Genomic DNA, 20,789 nt, shown 5'->3' with positions numbered 1-20,789 from the left:
CATGGAACAACAGACAAAGACGTCTGGCCGCCCACTCGGCGCCGCACTCAAACCCCGCCAGCTCACCATGATGGGCCTCGGAAGCGCCATCGGCGCGGGCTTGTTCATCGGCGCCGGCGCCGGCATCCAGGCCGCCGGACCGGCCGTGCTGATCTCCTACCTCGTGGCTGGCACCCTCATCATCCTGGTGATGTGGGCCCTCGGCGAGATGGCCGCCGCCAACCCGGACAGCGGAGCCTTCTCCGTCTACACCGCCAAGGCCTACGGACCGGTGGCCGGTGCCACGGTGGGCTGGCTCTGGTGGCTGCAGCTCGTGGTGGTCATCGCCGCCGAAGCGCTCGGCGCGGCCGGCCTGCTGGCCACCATCTTCCCGGCTCTGCCGGTGTGGCTGATGGCCTTCGTGTTCATCGTGCTGCTCACCGCAGTGAACCTCACCAGCGTGAAGAACTTCGGCGAGTTCGAGTTCTGGTTCGCGCTGCTGAAGGTGGCAGCAATCGTCGGGTTCCTGCTGGTGGGCGCGGCCCTGCTGTTCGGCTGGCTGCCGGGCGTGCAGTCGCCGGGCCTGTCGAACTTCACGGGTGCCGGGTTCGCGCCCAGCGGCTTTGCCGGGATTGCGACGGCGCTTTTCGTGGTGGCGTTCGCGTTCGGCGGCACCGAGATTGTCTCCGTGGCGGCAGCTGAGACCGCCGAGCCGGCCCGCAGCGTGAAGAAAGCGGTCCGCACAGTTCTGTGGCGCATCCTGGTTTTCTATATCGGTTCCATTTTCATTATTGCGGCCGTGGTTCCCGTGGGTTCGGCGGGGCTGAAGAGCCCGTTCGCTGCCGTGTTGGAGGCCGCCGGCATGCCCGGCGCAGCCACCGCCATCACCCTGGTGGCCGTCGCAGCGCTGCTCTCGGCCCTCAACGCCAACCTCTACGGTGCGTCACGGATGGCGTACTCCCTCGCGGAGCGGGGTGAGGCACCACGGGTGCTGGCCTCGGTGTCCAAGGCCCGGGTTCCGGTGGTTGCCGTCCTGGCCAGCGTCGCCTTCGGCGTCGTCACGGTGGTGCTGGAGCTGGCCTTCCCCGAAATGGTCCTTCCCGTCCTGCTCAACATCGTGGGCTCGACCTGCCTGCTGGTGTGGACGTCCGCACTATTGGCCCAGCTCGCGCTGCGCCTACGCGCCGACCGCGAGGGCACGGAGCTGCCCCTGCGGATGCCCGGCTTCCCCTGGCTCACGGTGTTTGGTCTGGTCATCCTCGCCGCGATCTTCACGGTGGGATTCATCGGCGAGGATTCCCGTCCCCAGCTCCTCAGTACGTTCGCGCTCGTGGCGCTTCTGGCGGTGGCTAACTGGTGGCACCACCGTTCCCGGAAGGCTGCGCCGGTTGAGGAATCCCCGGATGGTGCCAAGGAGCCGGTGCTCATCGACTGAATCAGGGGATGCCGACCCGCCCCGCGGGTTCGGCGCACGCGGAGGGCGCGTCCGGTCTGACCGGGCGCGCCCTTCCGCCCTGTTGTGCCGAGCTCGCCATGGTGAGCATGAAATCGGCTGGGTGACGGGGCGCGTCATAATCTGCCGCTCCCTGCTTTCGTATATCGTTCGAGGGTACTCGACAATTCGATGTGTTGTAGCCGATAAACAGCGCTGAGTTCCGAGGCAATTTTGACGTCGAACTTAAGCTGGAGATCGAAACACCGTGAACTTCTTCAAAACAATCATGAACTTTTTCAAAGCACGGGTTCTCCTTTGGCCGGTCTTGCTGCTCATCGTGCTGCTGGTTGGGGGAGCGGCCGCCGCATTCGCATCCGGTGGACTCAACGCCCTCGCCCTCAAGTCCCTGTTCAGCAGCAGCTCCAGCGAACGTGATTCCCAAGTGGTTCAGGCCGTCACGCGCGTGCAAGAGGTCGCCCTGCTTAGCCTTCACATCGAGGGTGTCACGAGGCATGAAAGTAATGGAGAGATTCTCGGCGTGGCTATACCCGCGAGCGAGAAAACCACGCTCATTCAGTACAAGTTCGACGCAAAATTAGGCGTCGACGGGTCACAGGTGAAGATCGAACCCACCGGCCCAAAGTCGTTTCGGGTGACCATCCCTCAATTTATTGGCATCGGCTTTGACGATCCCAAGTTCGAGGACGCCCTCGAGAGCTCCAACCCGCTTGGCCTGCTGGCGGCCCCAGCCGTTCAAACTCGCATGATGAACAACGTTCTCAGCGACGAGAACAAGCAGAAGTACGTCACCCAAAACGCAACAGCGCTGAAAGAGCAGGCCAAGGTGTTCTACTCCGGAATCATCGCAAGCGTCGATCCCGAAATCACCGTCGACTTTGAGTTCGCAGAGTAAATACCTGCAACGCCCAGTCCTCGCGCGTGAACCCGCAGTGGGGTGGCTGTTATGTCCGGAGCGGTGACTTTTACGCCGGAGTGTGCCGGTGAGCCGGATGGAGGGGGAAACCATCGGCATCGCCACCGCGTAAGGCGCTTCTTTCTGTCAGACCGTCCACTTACGGTGCTTCCATGACTTCCGATGAAACAACCCCCGAGCAGTCGACGAAATGCGCTGCCACGCGCAGGTGCCCGATTTGTGGCAGCGAGGCTTGGCGAATCGCGTACGGGATGATCATGCCGTCGGCTTGGGAGAGGATGCCGAAAACCGAGTTCGCAGGCTGCTGCATCGACACGGTGGTCCGGGAAGACCTGGCCACCGGCAAAACTGAGATCGGCACACCCGAGTGGGCGTGCCAGAACCCGGAGTGCCGGCACCGCTGGTGGTGAGGCTCAGCTGATCCGGTACATCTTCCCCAGCGCCGGCATGTGGATCAGCGTCTCGACGACGGGCCGCCCGGTGATGGACTCAATCGCTTCGGCATACCCCCGCATCTGGCCGATGTACTTGTCCTTGATGTGGCCGACAGGATCTTTGCCCGGATAGGACTTATGATCCACCAGGACATATCCGGCAGGGGTCTCCAGCAGGAGATCGATCCACCCTTCCATGAGTTGGTTGTCGGCGTTCCGCCAGGCAACCGATTGTTCAGTGGTGACCGTCGCGCCAGGATAATGCTGGGCGAAGAAGGCGAGCATCCGTTCGCCCGCCTCCACCACGACGCTTGGCTCGACGGCGGAGGCCGCACCCCACCGGTCAAGGAGCCGCTGCGCAGCGCGAAGCCGGACGGAGGCGTCCATCTCCGCCAGAGGCAGGGCGAAGTAACCGTGGATGGCGGAGCCCACCTGGTCCCAGTTGGCAGCGCCGTGGGGAATCAACTGCGGGCCGAGGGCCGCCGCCTCGGTGACGTCCGCAGCGAAGCCGAAGCTCGCCAGGGAGCTGGCGGTTACCCGGGCTGGTTTATGCGAAACCGGCGCGTCGACGGTCAGGCCGTCCTCGTGCTCGACATTGGCATTGTCATCGGTATCGGCGGGTCCATCCGCTGGCTCGTAGGTAAACGCATCCACGGCGAGAGCGTGTTCGCCGTCGCGCCCTTGGACAGTCAGGGTTCCGTCGTTGCCGGCTCCCGCGGTCCACTCCACGATCGGTCCGGTCCCCAGCGAGTTCAACGACGCCGGGGCCGGGTTGGCGGCCGCCAGGCAGGTCACGCTGACTGAGCGGGTCAGGCCCACATAGAGCACGCGCGCGGAGTCGGCCTGGCGCCGCGCCAGGACCCGCTGCGCGACGGCTGATGAGTCGGCGACTGCGGACAGAGGCTTGAATCCCTTTCCGCCGAATGCCCACGGCCAGAAGCGGATCCAACGACCGGCGAGGGGGTCGCGGACGTCGATCTCGTCGACTCCTTCGACAGCCACACCCCACGGTTTTGCGGCGACGTCGCTGTCGAGACTCGCCAGCACGACGGCCGGCCATTCCAGTCCCTTGGCCTTGTGGTAGGTCAGCACATTGACGACGTCGTCACCAAAGTTCTCACTGCCGGCACTGTCGGCGTCGGCCAGGAACTTGAGCGAGCCGCTCAGCGTCACTGGCTTGCTGAGCGCGGCACACGATTCGTAGTACTGCTCTAGCAGGGAACGCAGGGCATCCAGATTCTTCAGCCGGGTTCCCGGGTTGCTCCACGACTTGATGAGCCGGGCAACCCCGAGCCGCGACGTCACCTCTTCCATGATCTCGGTGGGCGTGCACACCTTGGCCAGACCGCGGAGCTCGACCAACCCGGACACCAAAGGGTCGTTGGCCCAGCGCTGGAGCTCTTCCCCGGGCTCCTCGGCGTCGAACAGCGCAGGGACCCACTGGCCGAATTGGGGGTGGTCCGGATGCAGGTGGGCTAGCTCGGCCAGGGCTACCGTGTCGTCGTCGGACGCGACGAAGGCCATCCCGGCGCGCACCAGCTGGATCTCCCGGGCGGCGAACAAGGAGGAGGTGTTGGTGGTTGCCTTGATCCCGAGGGACGCCAGTTCGGCGGCGACGGCTGCGACGGCGTCGTTTGACCGGGCGAGGACTGCGACGTCGGACCCTTTGAGTCCACGCCGCTGGATGAGGTCGGCGACGCCGGCGGCGACGGCCCGGCGCTGCGCCGGCACGGTTTTCGCTGCCAGAGTCCAGGCCTCCCGGTCGCCGCCCAGTGCGTTCTTGGGATGGGACTCATCACGACGGGCTTCCGGAATGGTCAGCCTGACTTCTTTCTCGCCGAGCTCAGGGAACATGGCGAGGCTGATCTCGTTGGAGAGCTCGATGACGGCTTCTTTGGACCGCCAGGAATCATGCAGCTGGGTCTTGTTCTCCACGTGGGCGGCGACGGCTTTCATCAGCTCGGGGTCGGTGCCGCGGAATTCGTAGATGGCCTGCTTTGAATCGCCCACCCAGACCACTTTGTCCACCAGCTCGGCGAACTTGGTGAACAGCTGGAGCTGCAGCGGGCTGGTGTCCTGGAATTCGTCCACCACCATGAACTTGATGCGTCCGGCGATGGAGGCGCGGAACGTGGGATTGTGCTCCAGCAGATCCAGGACGAGAGTTTCCTGGTCGGCAAAGTCGATGAGCCCGTATTGCCGCTTGAATTCGGCGAACCGGTCCAGGCAGGAAGCGGCGCAGGCAAACACCAGTTCGGTGAATTCCCTCAGCTCGTTTTGGAAAGCAGGGTTGGAGACCAGGTCGACGTCGACCGCTGAAATAAAGCTCTCCAGCTGCCGTTTGGCGTCCGCGTTCGGGACGCCGGCCGCGTCGATCCAGAAACGCCAGGGGGCGTCCTCCGGCGACGCGTGGGTCAGGACGGGCTCAAGCAGGGCGATCGAGGCGTAGAGGTTCTTCGGGGGAGCCTTGCCGCCTTCGGCGATGTCAGCTGCCCGCCCGCGTAGGCTCATGATTCCCTGGAGGAGCTGGTTGGACCAGGATGCGCGGTGGTCGAGGCCCGCCGGACCCAGTACCTGTTGCAGCCCCTGCCAGGACAGTGCGGCGGAGTGGGCTAGTGCCGCGGGGTCGATCCGGTTGCTGCGGGCGGCGTCCGTGATGTTCCGGACGATTGTGCGCCAGTCGGTGTCGCTGCCCCGGATGTCGGATTCGCCGTCGTGCCCCAAGCGCCGGGCCAGTGGTTGGATCATGGGCGTGAACTCCGCGAACACATTGTCTGTAGCCAGCTGGAAGATCCGGAGTTGTTCGTCTTCGGCGATGACCTGCAGGGCCGGCGAAAGCCCGGCGTCGACCGCGTATTCCTGGAGCAGCCGGCTGCAGACGCTGTTGACCGTGCCCACCATACTGACGGACATCTGCCGGGCGGCGTCCGGGCGTTCGTTGCCGAAGAGTTCGGCCTGGACCCGGTCGATGAGTTCGGCGGCGGCCTTCTTGGTGAAGGTGGTGGCAAGGATCTGGCTGGGCTTGGTGCCGCTGTTAATAGCTGTGGCGATTTCGCCCATGAGGCTGTAGGTCTTGCCGGTGCCGGCGCTGGCGGTGATCATCGTGACGTTGTTCAGTGCATGGTTCATGACAGGTCCCCCTTGAGGCCGCAGAGCGCGGAAAAGTCGCAGAAGTTGCAGGGCGGCTTCTGGTAGAGCCTGCCGTCCGTAGCCGCAGTCTCCCGCTGTTCATCTGACGATCCCAGTTCCTGGCGTCCGGCGGCGAGGACCCGTCCGCCTACTACCTCAGAGATGGAGAATTCGGCGGCGCGGACAGAGCGTTGCCAGGTGCTCCGGCTGGACGCGGGGCTGGCCAGAGCCGGGCCGAAGAGCTTGCTGGTGGAGGCGAACTCGCCTTGTTTGAGCATGTAGTAAGACATTGCGGCGTCCTCGGCGACGGTGGACATGGAGTCCGGCCCGTCGTCCAAGGCCCAGTGGTACAGGGCAAGCTGCATCGCGTCACCCTGGGTGATCTCTTCGCGGCGGTACTTCGCGCGGTTGGTCCACTTGAGGTCGATCACTACGGGCTCGGCGTGCTGGTCCGCGGCAAGGACATCGATGTAGCCGGAGACCATTACTTCGAGCTGAGTTCCGTTGACGTTGAACAGGGCCGGCTTGCTGAACTCGTGCTCCGTGGCGCGGATGTAGACCCCTTGCGTTTGCAGGGTCTGGAAGAGCTTGATGACCGAGTTCTCTATGACAGGCCGGAGTCCAGCGAGTTTGCTGCCTCTGCCAGGCAGGAGCAGCTCCGAAGCGTAGTGGGGAACGAGCTGGTCCAGTTTCGCGTGGACTTCCGCCGGCTCGGGCACGGCCCGGTTCTCGGCGTAGAGCTCGCCAAAGAGTTCTTCGACGACCCTGTGGACCAGGGTGCCGATCATGGTGTTTCCGGTGGGGACTGACTGCGCGTCGCCCACCCTCAGCCGCCCCTTCTTCTCCAGGACCCACTTCATGGAGCAGCCGATCAACGTGCTCAGCTGCGAGTAGGAGAGCCTGTCGGGCATGAAGGCCGGGCGCGGGCCCAATTCGTGCGATGCCGGGATCGGCTGGGATTCTGAGGGCTGCACCGGCGTCAGCACTGCGGTTCGGCCGGCGAGGTGCCAGACGCCGTCGCGCACCAACTCCGTGGGAGTAGTGCTGAAGGCTGAAATGGCGTGTTCCACCGCCTTCTTGTTTTCCTCCGGGGTCCCGGGCAGGGGAGTCGGAAGGGTGCTGAAGGCCAGGGAGGACAGCACGGGGTGCGCCTTCGTCGGCTCCCCGCTGATCTCGGCGGCGCGGACCAGCAGCAGCCGATGGCAGTGCCTCGCGGCGTTCACTGCGACGGAGAGTTCCAGTTCGGCGAGGGCAGCAGGATCCGGCAGTACGACGCCGACGCCCAGCAGGGCCTGGCGTTCGGCGTCGTCCCAGTGCCGGGACCGGGCCTGGCCGTCATCCTGGCACCCCCACCAGACGAGCGTGTCGACGTCGTCGCACAGTTCGGCGAGGCCGCGCAGCGTGAGCCACGGCGCTGCCTCGCCGCCGGCCAGGGGACTGGAACTGGCGGGAATGACGGATTCCAGGATCCGTGCGATGGTCTTGCGGGTTACTGGCTCCGGCCCGTCGATCAGGGCCATGAATTCATTGAGCTGGCTGAGGACGGATTCGAGCTGGGGGTAGAGATGCACGCGACGCTTGAGCTGGGCGCGCAGCCACTGCGCGCGTTCGACGACGGCGCTGCCGCTGACGGTGCCGTCGTCGGTCAGCAGACCGGTGCTGAGCAGCTGGTCCAGTTCTGCCGCGACGGCGGAACCGAGGTTCTCGTCGGCGCTGATCTTCTGGAGGGCGGCGAGCCATTCCTCGCCGCCGGTGCCCGGTTGGGCGGCGAGGGCGCGCAGGAGATGCCGGGCGGCTGCACGCCGGACGGGGCCCACGGGGAGGTTCAGGAACTCGCCCAGCAGCTGGACGTCCACCGGCGCCCAGATCACGTTGAAGAAGAGGGGAATGATCTGGTCGATGGCCCGCCAGCGTGAACGGCTGCCGACACCGATCCGCGGCAGGCCGCGCAGCTGCAGTTCTTGGTCGAGCAGCGAGGTGCTCGTGGAAGCGACGACGGCGGAGCGGGCCGAGTCGGGTTTACCTTCGGTGGTAACTCCTGACGCGAGCCAGCGTGCCGTGTGCTCCGCCGCTTCCCATTCGGTTTTGGCGACGAGGGCGGTGACCTCGGCCACCGGCTCGGTCTGCGCGGCGGGCTCCACGACGCTCACTCCGCGGCGTTCGAGCGCGCCGATGAGGCGGTTCCAGATGGCCGGGAACGAGCCGCGTGGGTGCTGCAGTTTCATCTCAGAGATTCCGAGCGGCCAGTTGGCGGTGGCTTCGCTCTCGAGCTCATGGATGAGTTCCAGCGGGTAATCGGCGAACGCCCGGTCAAGGGGGAGTGTGCTCTGTTCCACGGAAGCGAGGGCTTTCAGCTTGGCGGTGGACCTGTCCGGAGCGAGGCCTGTCCATCCGTTGACCACCAGTTCGTCGCGCATGCTCAACAGGTCGATGGCCGTGGACCACGGATCGACGGAGAACGAACGGTGGAACCAGGTCTCCGGGGTGTCCTGCTCCGCGAGTCGGGCCATGTACTGCCGGATCCGCGTCGAATGGCGGGCATCGGGTCCGGAGAGCCCGAGCCGGGTCTGAAGCAGCTGGGTCAGCCCCAAGGGCCCGAGCCTGACCACGCCGAGCGCGGAATCACGGTAGGTCCACGGTGCGCGGTCCAGATACAGGCCAAACAAAACGTTCACATCATCCCCCGGGACGTGTTGGAGCGACAGTTCCTAGATCATATGGGCAGGGTCGGACAATGAACGGTGCGACGCGTCAGAGCCCCGGAGTGGGGCCGGTCTTGTCAGTCTGCGTCGAGGGTGGCCTGGAGCAGTCGGTCAAAGCTGGCCGTTCCGTACTCGGGCGGCGTGATGGTGATGAGCAGCCGGGTTGTGGTCACCTCTGGCGTGTCCCGGGGGGAGGGGTTCTTCTGGACCCGAGCTGGCTGCTTTCTTCCGGTCGCTGTGGATTGGCCGTCCTTGACCGCCGTCACCTCGAGGCCCGGCACGCCGTGGACAAGCAACGGAATGCGCTGCTCGTTCTCGATGAATCTCCTGAAGTCGTGTAGTGATAGTTGGTCGCCCGGATTTCCGGTCAGCTCGAGGATGGTTTCATTGACACTTTGGTTAACTCCAGTGAGGAACTTTTTCTCGCTTGACGCTTTCGCCATGACGAGGAATATTGTCAACGCGACTGCAAAAACAACGATAAAAAGTGTTGCGGTTCCGGGGTTTCGAAGGCCGGCGATGAAGATCATCAGGATCAGGCAAACGAAGAACCCGATGATTCCGAGCCCCAGACATGAATAGACGGAATCCTGTCCCGGCCGCCCGCTCCATTGCTGGGACGTGAAGGTCACGAGCAACCTTTGCTCGGGTTTAGGTAGTGACTTGCTCATTTTCCCTTCACTTCCAGGAGCGCCTCGGCGAGGACGATTGCCTCCCGGGCTTTCTTGAGATCGTCGAGAAGGCCGGCGTCAGAAAGGCCCCCAAAAGGGCCTTGCGCCGTGCCCGCCAATTGTGCAACGGCCCTGCTGAGATTGTCCCGCTCTTGCGCAAGCATTCTGGAGGAATCCAGTTTGGTCTTGCTTTTCTCAAGCTCCACAAGAGATTTTGTGAGTTCGTCGGAGCGGTTTCCGAGCAGAGCAAGCCGTTGCCCGATCCGTTCGGTTCGGTTGCGAAACATCGGCTCCATCCTGAGTGCGACCTCCAGGAGTTCCCTGAGGGATTCCGCTTCCGGCCTTTGGGGGTTTTTCTCCAGCAACTTGCTGGTATTCGCCCGCCGTTGCTCCCACGCCAGAAGGCCGGCGCGGTTCTGGTCCGCCAACAGGACAAGGATCTCGAGAGACGTGCTGAGGGAGTCGCGCCGGCTGCTCAGACTCTGCGTCGCTGCGTCTAGCCGCGCGATGAACTGGGCGTAGTTGTCGTTGAGCTGTGTTCCCTCTTTCATGGATCCCCCAAGAATCGTGTCCGATGCGACGGTTTCTGACTGAAGTGTGCCTCACCGCTCCGACATTTTAAGCCCCCGATGAGCTCCGGCATGGGGACTCACATGCCGACAGAGGCCGGGACCCAGGCCTCGGCCCGGGACAGGGCCGTTTTCAGGTCCCGTCCGCCAGCGCTCTCCAGCAACTCAGAGTCCCCGACCACCACCAGCAGGCTCCGGGCGCGGGACAACCCCACGTAAAGTTGCTCCGCGGCACGGTCCATGTCCTTAAACCCGTTGACACAGAGCACCACGGCCGAGCGCTCCAGGCCCTTGAAGCCGAGAACGTGGCCGTAGAAGACGTCGTTGTTCGCGTGGAAGTCCAGCCAGTACTCAGCGATGGTCCCGGCGTCGACGTGCTCCAAGTGCGCCGGGTGCCGCGACTTGGTGGTCAGGAGAGCAATCTGGTTGTTGCTCCAGCCCTCGTCCATCAGGGCCTCAACGCATTCGTCGGCGGCGTTGAGGGCATCATCCGTGGGGCATTCGACGCGGCGGACGGGCAGCCCCGTGCCGCCACGGGGAGTGAAGTGCTCGCCTGCGAAGGACCGGAATGTCTCGGCGATCTTCCGGGTGTTGCGGAGGTTTTCATCGATATGGATCGGCACTAGGTCCGCCGTCGGGTGCTTGCCGTCGGCGCCGGTCCCGCTCCACCTTTGGTAGACGTCCTGCCGGTCGTCCATGAACGCATAAACCTCGCCAGCCTCCGGATCAGTGGTGCAGGCGAGCAGCGCCTCCCACCACAGCGGGGCAAAGTCCTGCGCTTCATCGATGACGACGGCGTCAAGCCGCTCGTGCGGTTCCATGCGGCCCGCCAACTCCCGAAGGAGGCGGGGCATCTCCTCCTCGAAATAATCCTGCCCGGAGCCGTCCGGGACACCAAGCGCGCGGACGTACTCGTGAAACTCCCCTGTGAAGACCGGCTTGGCCTGCCGCCAGCCGGAGACCTGCTGCTGCAGGTACTGACTCAGCCCCTTGTTGTAGCAGAAGAGGCCCACACGCTTGCCTTCACGGCACAGCAGACGCGTCTTTTCGACCGCGAGCCAGGTCTTGCCGCTGCCGGCCCCGCCGGTGAATCGGACGCGGGGTAGGGAACGGGTCGCCCGCAACAGCACTAACTGCCGCACGGTGAGGTGATCCTGCGCGTCTTCGGCTTCGTGGGGGTCGGGGAGCTGGCTGGCATCGACGTCGAGGTCGCCGCCAAGCTTCCGGACGATCCGTTCAAGGAAAGCCGGGGTCAGCGTGGTGGCCCCGCTGCCTTCACGCTCGATGGCGTCGCGCACCCTGGCCACCAGCGACTCAGTGTCCGCCCGGTCCAGTATCAGCGAGCGAGGACACCCCGCCATGGCCCAGCCCCGCGGCACTTCCGAGTAGGGGAGACTGACAAGATACGCGAAGCGGCTGCTGAGCCGAGATCCGAGCTGATCCTCCAGCCAGTTCTTCAACGCATGCATCGACGCCTGCGACTGGACCACCGGGCTCTGGATGTTGTGCCGGCCCGCCTTGTCAGACTGATACCACTGCCCGTTCTCGACGCCGACCTTTCCGCCTTTGACCTCAATTGCGGCCATACCGACGCCGGGCCACAGGACGAGGATGTCGATCTCGTGTTCTGCCCGCCCGTCCCGCAGCTGGACTGAGTAGGCAAGTACGACGTCGTCCGGGAGACTGCTTTTCAGCGCGTCCCAGACCGCTTTCTCGGCCACCATGCCATCGCCGAATACGGGTTCTTCCGGAATGCATTTCATCGGTGCTCCATCAACTCGGACTTTGGCTAGGCAGCGTTGCTAAGTGTCTGCACAATACCGTTCAGCGCGTCATCAAGTGTGACGCCGCCGTCCGGACCGGGCCCGGTCGGAAATTCGCCGGTATGCCATTGAAGCTTGCTTGCATCGTCGCAGCCCCGGCCATATCTCAAACCTTCGAGTATCTGGTGCCCCGCTTCGATGTGTGGAATACCGTCCTTGTACCAGTTCGGAAAATTGCTATCGGGAGCCGACCATCGATTCCTGGTTAGGTAGCCCTTCTCGATTGGCCATTGGTCCGCGGGTAAATACTTCTCTGACACGATTTCGAACCAGACCCCATCAGCGCTGGGAACCGCCTGGGCATATGGTGCCAATCCTTCGGTGTCGTCGTCAGCGTACTGAATGCTGAGGAACGAGTTCCACGGCATGTTGGCGAGGACTTCGCTGACCAGTTCGCCGGCTTTAGCCCAGCCTTCCTGGACGTTGTTCCCGGCCCTGATGTGGTTGACCATGCCGTCGTACTCATCCTCGATTTCCGAAGGCATCACGGCGCCGATCACCGACTCCCAAGCAGCGAAATGCCTCATGATAGCGACTGCGGACGGCCGATCGCGTCCGGCGGCTGTCTCGGCAATCATCCAACTGTCATAGCTCGCCACCTCTTTCGGAGACCCAAACTGGTCATAGGCGCACATGAATCCTGCAGCCGCGTCGGCGAATTCGGCGGCATTGAACCGATCTCTGGTGGATGGGAGTTGCAGCCCCACGGAACCCAACGCGGTGTCCCAGAATCCTAGGCCCAGGCGGCGCCGGAGCTCGTCTGCCGGAGCCGGCCAGCTGGCTCCGGATGGTGTCCCGGCGTCGTCAAGATGCAGCGCGATTACCTCGGCCAACTCGCCGTACTCGGAGGACGATATTCCAGCCACATTGCCGGAGCGGATGGCCTGTGCCGTTGCTTCAATAATCCCTAGGATTCTGGCTGTATCCCGGTGGGGATGGCGGGTCCCCAGGAGGTCCCGGATGTCGGCGATGGATGAAACAGGCATCATCCCCAGAGCCATTTCACAATCTGGTTTCACGCCGCGGTGCAGACCCGTCACATACAGCAAACTGAGCGCGTCGGTGGGTGCTGCAATCCCCGCACCGATGCCCCCTTGTTGTTGTCGCACGCGATAAAGAATGTCCTTGAACATGTGTGTGCTCCGGAGCATCTCCACTGCGATGTCGACGTCGACCGGTGCCCCGAGCGCTGCCAGAACCTTCGGTATGTCCCTAAAGTCAATCCCGGCAGCATGAAGCTGCTCAAAGCGCTCGCGCTCGTGCCAAAGGGCAGCTCCCGTTGCGTAGCATCGATCCCGGATAGCCTTGGACCGCTGTTCCTCGGCCCGATCGGCGACGCGGGAACAGAGAAGACGCAGCATCTGGTAGCTATGCATGTTCGCCGCAGCCGCGATTGAACTCAGGGGATCACCCGCGCGAAACGATGCCATTGCTGGCCCAATCGCGTCTCGCGGGTCGGCCTCGGGCAGGAAATCTTCGGTTGGTGTGGTCATAATGTGATCCCCGTCGAGTGTGGTGTGTGTCGAGTGAAAAGTTTGCGCGCCTTCTCCAAGCGCTCTCACCCCGCATTTCGCAGAGTTTGGACTTCGCCGGCTAGAGCTTGCTCCATCGTCACGCCGTGATCCCGACCCGGTCCGCCTATCGGCTGCTTGGTACCCCAGCGCAGTTGCCAAGGGTCTGGGCATAGCCGGCCGAACCTCAGTCCTTTGAGAAGCTGATGCCCGGCTTCATGGAGGGCCACCTTTTCCTTGCACCACTGCGGAACTTCGTCGTCGGGGGCTAGCCAGTCCTCGTCTTCCAAATAGTCTGTGTCGATAGGCCACTGTTCGCCCGGCAAGAGGCGCTCGGAGACGACTTCGCACCATACGCCGTCAACACCGCGGATACCCTCCGCGAAGGGCGGGATAGAACCATCGACGCAGTCGCCGTAATGAATCAGGAGGGAGCGGTTCCGGGGCATGCTCGCAAGCAGTTCGCAAACGTACTCGCCCACGCGCACCCAGGCGGCCTCAAGGGCTGAATCAGTCCGGTCCAATAGCGCGGCGTCGATGGAGTCAGAGTTGGGAGCGGGAAGCTGTTGCTTCGCCTCGTACCCCGGGATGGTGCTGAGTGCCTCCTGCCAGCCGCCGTAGTGGACCATCAACTCGATGGCTGAAGGACGGTCGCCTCCCAGCGATACCTCTGCCGTAACCCAGCGGTCGTAAGTCTCGAGACTCACTGGGAAGTCACAATCGGCGCATTCCACCCCGTAATCCTGAATGGCCTGGATGAAATCGGTTTCGCCAAAACGGTCAGCGGCTTTGCGCAGTTGCAATCCCACTTTGCTCAACGCCTGATCCCAACACCCGCCGCCGAGGCGGCGGGTCAAGGCTGAGACAGGGGTAGGCCATGCGGCGGCTTCATCAAGGATATGGCCCCTGAACCGCCTTGCCAGAGGTTCCGCCGTTGCCACGTATTCCTCAACGGACAATGATCTGGCAACCCGCGCTCGGATGGCCAGCTTGGTGGTCTCAGCGACTGCCAGGATCTCAGCGAAACGTCTCGGAGGAAAATCAGCCCTAGTCAAAAGCCGCAGCTCGGCGATCTCAGCCGTGGGCATCTGCCCCAGCGTCAGCTGATAATCGGGTTCGATCCCGTGGTGCTTGCCAGTGACATACAGCAGGCTCAGTTTGTCGCAGAGGAGTATTGGGTCCTGCAGAATTGTGGGATCGTCGCCGGGAATCCCGGGGACGTGCAATAGTTCGACGGCGACCTCGACGTCAATCTCCGTCCCAATTGCACGCAGGACCACCGGAATTTCCGAACGCTTGATTCCGGAATCGTCCAGTCTGGTGATCATTTCCACGTTGTCCCAGATGGACCCCATGGTGGTTTGGCCTCGCTGCCTGACGGAGCGGAGACGCTCAAGCTCGTTGTCCGGCAGCGTTTTGTCGATGAGCGCCTCACAAATGTCGAGGACGCTGCCGTCGTAATCATGCGCAATCGCTCGCAGGGGATCGCCCCTGCGATATGCCTCGACTAAGGCTTCGGGTCGAGTCCAATAGCCCGGCGCGCTTCGGCTGCCCGCAGTTGTCAGCTCGGCCCGCACAATGTCCACCAATTTCGCCGTCTACTCCTGCACTGACCGGACGGCGTCCATCCAGGTGCCGTAGATGTTCCGTACGGATGCACCGGACGGCCGTTCACGCCCCTCGGCGATCTCCTGTTTCACCCACACGTCATATCCTGCATACGTGGCATTTATATCGGCAGCCGAGGCGTAGAAGCAGAAATCGTGCACCGCGTCGTCGTAGTCTTCGCGGTGAACTTCAAAAGACCCTTCGGCCTGCCCTGAGTAGTGGTGCCTACGCCCATTGCTTCCAAGGCCTCGTTCCAGCCGCCGAAGCGTTTCGTGACGGTTTGGCGAGTCGGCGGCCAAGGGAACGCACCCTGCCGCGATACGAGGCCAAGGGCAACCACGAGTTCCTCACGGAGTTCCTGGTAGCGCTTGCCGGTGATGCTGGATGTGGGGTTGCTGGCGAGGTGCTTCTGCGCCGCACCGATGACTCCGAGGATTGTGGCGATGTCATCGAGGTCTGCTTCCGCGGACCCGAGTGCGGCCCTCAGCTCGCCCATCAGCGAAAGGTCCAGATTGACTGCTGCCCATCCACGGGCCGGGGCCAGCCGAAGTTCGGAACCGAGCAGATACCAGACGCCTGCGGCGACAGCTTCTTTGGAGAAGATGTCGTCAATCTGACTTTTGTCGAAGACGATGCTTGACTCCCGGAGAACGTCCTCGGCGAGATCAACATCGATCGCCGGGTAAAGCGCCTGCAGCTTCAGCACCGCGTCCGGCCGGGTGACGCCGCGCTTGGCCATCTGGCGCGCCAAGTCACCGTATTCCGTCAGAAACGCGTCGTGGGCAGCTTTTCGGGCCGCTTCGCGCGCAGAGATGCGGTTCTTTCGGGATTCCTCGGCGTTCGTCCCACCGACCTTGGCAATGATCTGCCGGACACGCTCGCGGGTGATGCCGAAGGTCTGGCCGATGGCATCAAGGGTCTCGCCATCCGAGTAGCGTTCCACCATTGCGGCATCGCGCTGCTCCCGGCTGAGTTCAGGAGTTGTAGTCATGGTCACATTCCTATCAGTAGGATCGGACATTTTGGGCAACCCCGGTCGTGGCTCCATCAACATGGAGTGCTGCGGCTGTTTCGGCTTCCTTCAGGAGTCCAAGGAACAACGCATTCGGGTTTGCTCCCGGCAGTACCCGTCGCACATCCTCCAGTGCCACCAAGGCGGTAACCCCAGCAACACGTGCACCGTACAGCGCCGCCACAGTGGGCGTCCGGGACTCGGCGCGGACGCAGTGCAGCAGCACCGTCTTGCCCTCCGCGCGGAAGCGTTCGACGGCGGCCGCCGCGTCCCGCAGGACGTACGCGGCGTCGGCGTTGTCCTCAGAGGCAGGGGAGTCGATGATCCAGAACGTGGCGTGGTCTTCCGGCGCCACGCCGGGCACGTCGGAAGTCCCCAGCCGGCACAACGACACCACGGCGTCGATCCCCAGCTCGGAAACCTGCGAGAGGGATCCGACGCCGCCCAGCCAGACGCCGTCGTCGCACGGGTGTTGGACCAGGACGTCGGTGCGGCCCCACATGCTGTAGTCCTGGCGTTCGGCGCGCGGCCAGGCTGCGGGCCGGCGGCCCACGCCGCGGCCCAGTTCCATGCCGAGCATCATGAGGTCGCGCGCCAAGAGTCCGGGCCAGCCGTGCAGACGCCGCCGCCACTCGAACGGCACCGCGGTGTAGCCGTAGGCGGCGCCGAGCAGCCCGCCGGCGATGGCGGCGACGGTGTCGGTGTCCCGGCCGCCGCGGACGGCCTCCTCCAGCGCTGCCCGCAGGTGGGCCGGGCCGGAGGCCGACAAACCGAAGTGGATGGCGCTCCAGGCGCCCTGGAATGCCTCGACCCCCCAGCCGTTATGGGTGAAGTCACGCGGCCGGGACCGCTCGGCCGCCTCGATCCGCTCCAGCCACAGCCCTGCCCGCGCGGCAGGAAGCAGCGGCAGCCCGGCCCGCACATCGAGCAGCCCGGTCAGCACCGCCTCCCGGATGGCGACGCACCAGAGGCCGCAAGCTTCCTGCGCGTCCGGGTCGGCGTGGGTCAGCGCGCTGAGCACCCCGGCCTCGGCCATCAGTTCAGCCGGATCCCGGTCCAGATAGGCCAGCGCCAGCGGAGCGGTGCGCATCAGCGAGCCGTTCCCGGCGCTTCGGCCGGTGCGGGCGTGGAAGTCCGCGGCCGCGGCGCTGAAGTCGGCGGCAGTCACCTCGCTCCGGCCCGCCGCAGAGGCCAGCCGGCGGGCGGCCGCGATGACGGCGCTGGTCTGGGCGCCCACGTCCTTGGCCTCGGCCGCCCACGCCGTCCAGGCCCGGACCACCATGGTGAGCGCGGCGGGTGAGGAAGATCCGGCGTCGGGCGCCGCCTCGAGCAATGCCTGCGCGATCGGGACGGCCATGGAGGTGTCGTCGGTCCACTCGGCCGGCGCGAACCCGAACGGCCCGCCGCCTTTCATAGTGACCTCGGCGCCGTCCGGCAGCGGAGCGCCGAACTCGTAGCCGGCGCCGAGGGCGTCGCCGGCGGCCAGGGCAACGAGGACGCCGGCCGCGCGGTCGTTCTGCAAGGGGGTCAGTTTCATGCCAGCTCCATCAGGGGGTGGTGGGTGTTCCAGCCGGTCAGGTGGGCCAGCTGGGGGCTGCGGGTGGGAAGTTCGACGGCGATGCCCGCGGCGGACACCGGGCCGGCGGCGCGGGAGATATTGCGGCTCCGGAGCGCACCGTGGCTCCGGACCTCGACAGCAGCCACGCCGCCGTCGAACGCTCCGAAGTCCAGCGCCTGGACCAGGGCGGCGAAGTCACGGGCCCGCTGGCCCGGCATGGGACCGGAGGCCAGCGCCTGGGGTGAGAGGAGCTCCAGGTCCAGCAGTGCGGAGTCGATCAGCTGTCGGTAGTGCCGGCGGAACAGCGTGCCGGTGCCGAAGACCTCCAGGAGGAGCGGCTGCGTGCCCAGCCCGAGCACGACGCCGCGCTGGCCCTCCAGCGGTGCGGGGGCATTGGCGGCGTCGAAGCGGTTGTGCGCGTTGTTCCTGAACAGGTCCAGGTGGTCCAGCAGGGAGCCGGTCACCGACGCGCCGCGGGCCGCATCGAAGCGGCTGACCCGCTCCCAGATCCGCCCCTGCCGGTCCCCGCCGCGCCGGCCGTCGAGGCCGTTGGCCAGCTCGGACCAGACGTTCAGCGGTGCGCGCCGCGCCTGCCGGCGGTGGCTGGACTTTCCGGCTTCCCAGCGGCCGGCCTCGACGCAGAAGGTGTCGATGTCGCGGGTTTCGCCGGGGCCCAGGACGACGTCGCGGGCGCAGGTCCGGTGCTGCTGTCCGCCCTCGAGCAGCTCGCCCTCCAGCAGCAGGGCCGGATGCGGGCCGTTGTTGGTCACGGTGAGCCGGGCCACCTGGGGGCCGCTGGCGAGCTCGGTAACGGCGACGTCGGCGTGGGTGCCGGTGCTGATGCCCAGGTTGCCGGACCCGGAGGTCCAGACGGGGAAGATGCTCAGCGGGCCGAGCCTGCTGCCGGCACCGACGTGAAGCTGTGGGATTTTCATGATGACCTCCATTTGATTTAGTGCACTTCTGCGCTAATTGACTTCAGTATGCACGGCTTGCATCTTTAGCGCAAGACTGCGATAAATAGTGATGTGAAGGATTCCAAGAACAGCCCTGCCGCAGCCCTGCTCGACTACCCGCGTCCCTCGGTGGCGGTGGACACGGCGGTGCTGACCGTTGCCGGCGGGGATGTGTGCGTGCTGCTCGTGAAGCGGCAGGAATCGGATCAGCATGGAAATTGGGCGCTGCCAGGCACCTTCCTGCGCGAATGCGAGACCCTCGCGGTTGCGGTGTTGCGGTGCCTGCGGGAGAAGGCCGGAATCTCCGGCCGGGTGCCCCGCCAGCTGCACGTCTTTGACGAGCCGGGGCGCGACGACCGCGGCTGGGTGTTGTCAGTGGCGCACGTGGATGTGGTGCCGCTGACGGCGTTGGAGGAGGCATTGAAGTCCGACGGCGTCCGGCTGACTTCCGTGACCGGGGAGCCTCAGCTGATCGCCGGGCTGCCGTACGGCCATTCGGAGATTGTGGCGAAGGCCGTGGAGTGGCTGAGGGCTGCCTACACGGAGGCCCCGGACCCGGGGGAGCTGCTGACCGAGCCGTTCACGCTGAAGGAGCTGCGGGACCTGCACGAGGCGGTGGCGGCTTCGACGTTGATGCGCGATACGTTCCGGCGGTTTATGGAGCCGAGGCTGCAGGGGACCGGGCAGATGTCCGACGGGACGCGGGGGAGGCCGTCGCGGTTGTGGGTGCGGGGACTGTAACCGTCCAGTGCTGGACTGAGTGCGTAGGCAGGATGCCGCTGCGTACGGGCGGGGCGCAGGTTCTGAGTGACAATAACGAGCATCCGGACCCGCTACTCGTCTGTTTGTACCGTTTAAGTCGGACCTTCCCATCCGAGCTCCCGAAGCATCCGATGGACGACCGGCGTGACACTGCTGGCCTCGCCGGCAGCGGAGACCCTGGCGACTTTGAGCAAAGCATCCCTGAGTCCCGACTCTTCCTCCGTGAGGCCCTCTCCATAGTGCGGAGCCAAAAGGAATGAGTGGCTGTCTGAAGAGTGCGCGACGAGTGCGTCCAAGAAAATCTCAAGCCGTCTGGCTGGTTCGTCGGTAACGAACTCCGATGCATCCGGATTCTTCATATTGATCAAATTGAGGTGCTTTCCCCAAAGCTTTTCCTGCATCCCATCCTGCTCCAGCATTAGGGCTGATCCGAATCGATCGCCTCCTTTTTTGGCTGGCAGCGCCCGTCGAACATCGTGAACAATCTCATGGAAGTGGTCGTCGGTTAGTCCGAAGCCCACGAAGAGTAAGTGATGAGTTATGAGATGGGCCTTTACCAGGGCGGAGAGCGCTTCCCGTGTGGCGCTGTAGCCGAGGTAATCGTCTCTGGTAAGGACAATAGTTTCTGGCTTATCGACTGACCCGTGGAGCTTCAAGAGCCATCTCTTGCTTGCGGCCGTCTGGTCGTCCGGCTGATCGCCGGGAATAACAGTCCGGGGACTTCCTGCGTCCTTCGATGCTGTCTCGAAGAGGGTGTCGTAGTTGAGCGTGATCGCTCCGTCAGATGGGAGACAGGCGAGGAGGCTCGGTGCGAGGCCGTAATTCTTAACATCGACGGCGGCGGCCACTGCTTGGCCAAACCTGGCATCGCTGTCGCGGGGAAACTTATCCGAGAAGAAGGATCGGAGGACGTCGGCCTGATCCAAATTACTCAGTTTCTCGAGTGCCTCCTGTTCGGATAATTCGAGGCCTGCGGCACCGGCCAGACTCTGCAGCAGCTGGCGCCAGCTTGGGGCTCCCGCGCTAATGCTGACGCCAGCGCCCATGAATGGAACTAACCGGCCATCACGTGCGATCTCGGCCAATTCTTTCGCCTGGTTGAGGAGAGAAGGACCCAGGGATGACCACGCACCCCGGCGCTCCCTCCGTTGCTGTTGCGCGAGAGCGAACGCCGCAGGATCCTGGAAGACAAAGACGACGTCAACCCCAGCCTCGTCCGTGTGACGGTATGCCTCTCCAAGGAGAACGCGGAGAATTTCGCCCCGATAGATGTTTCCGCCACCTCCCCCGGTGCCGAAGAATGGCACGGCCAACACTGGGCGGGTCGCCGATTCTCCTGTTGATCGACGGCGCTCGGTCGTGGCAGCTGTGGCGGCCTCGAGGAACGCGCGGAAACGCGGTAGGAGCTGTTCGGCCTGGGATATTCCTGCCATCGGAACCGCCGTGAGAACCGGAATGGATGATTCTTTGTCCCGGATATTAAGAGGCAAAGCGAACACCGATTCGTTCTTTATCGCCTGGAGACTGCTGATTTCTAAGGCCTCCGCCAGCCCCGGCAACCTCTCTTTCCAGCGTTCTCCGGGCGAAGCCCGCCGGTCGACTGGCAGAAGCCAAGCATCCGATTTGAAGTTGAGCAAGTCGCCCATGGTGACGAAAACGTGGCCTTTGGTCATTGGGACGGTATATCAGCAGTCATCCACTACATC

At 64.3% G+C, this 20,789-nt stretch carries 15 protein-coding genes; 3 read left to right on the top strand and 12 right to left on the bottom strand.

Features of this window, described 5'->3' with window-relative positions:
- Position 1: 1 nt before the first annotated feature.
- Both ACVWZ8_RS02855 and ACVWZ8_RS02850 read left to right on the top strand, forming a co-directional pair.
- Positions 2-1,414, top strand: coding sequence for an amino acid permease (locus ACVWZ8_RS02855; protein ID WP_456503722.1), 1,413 nt, complete (start codon positions 2-4; stop codon positions 1,412-1,414).
- A gap of 265 nt (positions 1,415-1,679) precedes the next feature.
- Complete coding sequence (locus ACVWZ8_RS02850; RefSeq protein ID WP_456503721.1) at positions 1,680-2,327, top strand: hypothetical protein; 648 nt, start codon at positions 1,680-1,682, stop codon at positions 2,325-2,327.
- 160 nt (positions 2,328-2,487) lie between these two features.
- Here the strand turns inward: ACVWZ8_RS02850 and ACVWZ8_RS02845 are convergent, their stop codons facing one another.
- The 11 genes from ACVWZ8_RS02845 to ACVWZ8_RS02795 all read right to left on the bottom strand — a co-directional run bounded on the left by ACVWZ8_RS02845 (position 2,488) and on the right by ACVWZ8_RS02795 (position 18,300).
- The gene (locus ACVWZ8_RS02845) at positions 2,488-2,664 is read right to left on the bottom strand and encodes a hypothetical protein (RefSeq protein WP_456503720.1); all 177 of its coding nucleotides are present in this window, start codon (positions 2,662-2,664) and stop codon (positions 2,488-2,490) included.
- A gap of 97 nt (positions 2,665-2,761) precedes the next feature.
- Positions 2,762-5,911 carry a UvrD-helicase domain-containing protein gene (locus ACVWZ8_RS02840; RefSeq protein WP_456503719.1) on the bottom strand — a complete coding sequence of 1,050 codons (3,150 nt, stop codon included), beginning with the start codon at positions 5,909-5,911 and terminating at the stop codon, positions 2,762-2,764.
- Positions 5,908-8,586 (bottom strand): PD-(D/E)XK nuclease family protein, encoded by a 2,679-nt coding sequence (locus ACVWZ8_RS02835; RefSeq protein WP_456503718.1) that lies wholly within the window; start codon positions 8,584-8,586, stop codon positions 5,908-5,910. The genes ACVWZ8_RS02840 and ACVWZ8_RS02835 overlap by 4 nt, the downstream gene beginning before the upstream one ends.
- Before the next feature lie 104 nt (positions 8,587-8,690).
- Positions 8,691-9,284 (bottom strand): hypothetical protein, encoded by a 594-nt coding sequence (locus ACVWZ8_RS02830; protein WP_456503717.1) that lies wholly within the window; start codon positions 9,282-9,284, stop codon positions 8,691-8,693.
- Positions 9,281-9,835 (bottom strand): hypothetical protein, encoded by a 555-nt coding sequence (locus ACVWZ8_RS02825; protein WP_426939274.1) that lies wholly within the window; start codon positions 9,833-9,835, stop codon positions 9,281-9,283. Before ACVWZ8_RS02825 ends, ACVWZ8_RS02830 begins: the two co-directional genes overlap by 4 nt.
- A gap of 98 nt (positions 9,836-9,933) precedes the next feature.
- Positions 9,934-11,616: a nuclease-related domain-containing DEAD/DEAH box helicase gene (locus tag ACVWZ8_RS02820; protein WP_426939275.1), complete on the bottom strand. Its 1,683-nt coding sequence runs from the start codon at positions 11,614-11,616 to the stop codon at positions 9,934-9,936.
- Between the two features lie 26 nt (positions 11,617-11,642).
- Positions 11,643-13,169 (bottom strand): TY-Chap domain-containing protein, encoded by a 1,527-nt coding sequence (locus ACVWZ8_RS02815; protein ID WP_456503716.1) that lies wholly within the window; start codon positions 13,167-13,169, stop codon positions 11,643-11,645.
- A 65-nt stretch (positions 13,170-13,234) separates the two neighbouring features.
- A complete protein-coding gene (locus tag ACVWZ8_RS02810) occupies positions 13,235-14,773 on the bottom strand; it encodes a TY-Chap domain-containing protein (RefSeq protein WP_456503715.1) in 1,539 nt (512 codons plus the stop codon).
- Positions 14,774-14,916: 143 nt separating this feature from the next.
- Positions 14,917-15,786 (bottom strand): sigma factor-like helix-turn-helix DNA-binding protein, encoded by an 870-nt coding sequence (locus ACVWZ8_RS02805; protein WP_426939277.1) that lies wholly within the window; start codon positions 15,784-15,786, stop codon positions 14,917-14,919.
- Positions 15,787-15,799: 13 nt separating this feature from the next.
- Positions 15,800-17,344 (bottom strand): ADP-ribosylglycohydrolase family protein, encoded by a 1,545-nt coding sequence (locus ACVWZ8_RS02800; RefSeq protein ID WP_426939278.1) that lies wholly within the window; start codon positions 17,342-17,344, stop codon positions 15,800-15,802.
- A complete protein-coding gene (locus ACVWZ8_RS02795; protein WP_426939279.1) occupies positions 17,341-18,300 on the bottom strand; it encodes an ARPP-1 family domain-containing protein in 960 nt (319 codons plus the stop codon). Before ACVWZ8_RS02795 ends, ACVWZ8_RS02800 begins: the two co-directional genes overlap by 4 nt.
- A 93-nt stretch (positions 18,301-18,393) precedes the next feature.
- Here ACVWZ8_RS02795 and ACVWZ8_RS02790 point away from each other — a divergent pair, with 93 nt between their 5' ends.
- Positions 18,394-19,062, top strand: coding sequence for an NUDIX hydrolase (locus ACVWZ8_RS02790; protein ID WP_426939280.1), 669 nt, complete (start codon positions 18,394-18,396; stop codon positions 19,060-19,062).
- A gap of 113 nt (positions 19,063-19,175) precedes the next feature.
- On the opposite strand, the gene ACVWZ8_RS02785 is transcribed toward ACVWZ8_RS02790, so the two are convergent.
- Entirely contained in the window at positions 19,176-20,756 is a 1,581-nt protein-coding gene (locus tag ACVWZ8_RS02785; protein WP_426939281.1) for an SIR2 family protein, read from the bottom strand.
- Between the last annotated feature and the right edge of the window lie 33 nt (positions 20,757-20,789).

Source organism: Arthrobacter sp. UYCu723 (assembly GCF_054059215.1).
This window is presented reverse-complemented; position numbering and strand designations above follow the sequence as displayed.

What these genes read in the sequence shown, in the direction of transcription:
- ACVWZ8_RS02855 (WP_456503722.1), top strand. Translation starts at nt 2, where the DNA reads ATGGAACAACAGACAAAGACGTCTGGCCGCCCACTCGGCGCCGCACTC.
- ACVWZ8_RS02840 (WP_456503719.1), bottom strand. Translation starts at nt 5,911, where the DNA reads ATGAACCATGCACTGAACAACGTCACGATGATCACCGCCAGCGCCGGC.
- ACVWZ8_RS02830 (WP_456503717.1), bottom strand. Translation starts at nt 9,284, where the DNA reads ATGAGCAAGTCACTACCTAAACCCGAGCAAAGGTTGCTCGTGACCTTC.
- ACVWZ8_RS02825 (WP_426939274.1), bottom strand. Translation starts at nt 9,835, where the DNA reads ATGAAAGAGGGAACACAGCTCAACGACAACTACGCCCAGTTCATCGCG.
- ACVWZ8_RS02820 (WP_426939275.1), bottom strand. Translation starts at nt 11,616, where the DNA reads ATGAAATGCATTCCGGAAGAACCCGTATTCGGCGATGGCATGGTGGCC.
- ACVWZ8_RS02815 (WP_456503716.1), bottom strand. Translation starts at nt 13,169, where the DNA reads ATGACCACACCAACCGAAGATTTCCTGCCCGAGGCCGACCCGCGAGAC.
- ACVWZ8_RS02805 (WP_426939277.1), bottom strand. Translation starts at nt 15,786, where the DNA reads ATGACTACAACTCCTGAACTCAGCCGGGAGCAGCGCGATGCCGCAATG.
- ACVWZ8_RS02800 (WP_426939278.1), bottom strand. Translation starts at nt 17,344, where the DNA reads ATGAAACTGACCCCCTTGCAGAACGACCGCGCGGCCGGCGTCCTCGTT.
- ACVWZ8_RS02795 (WP_426939279.1), bottom strand. Translation starts at nt 18,300, where the DNA reads ATGAAAATCCCACAGCTTCACGTCGGTGCCGGCAGCAGGCTCGGCCCG.
- ACVWZ8_RS02785 (WP_426939281.1), bottom strand. Translation starts at nt 20,756, where the DNA reads ATGACCAAAGGCCACGTTTTCGTCACCATGGGCGACTTGCTCAACTTC.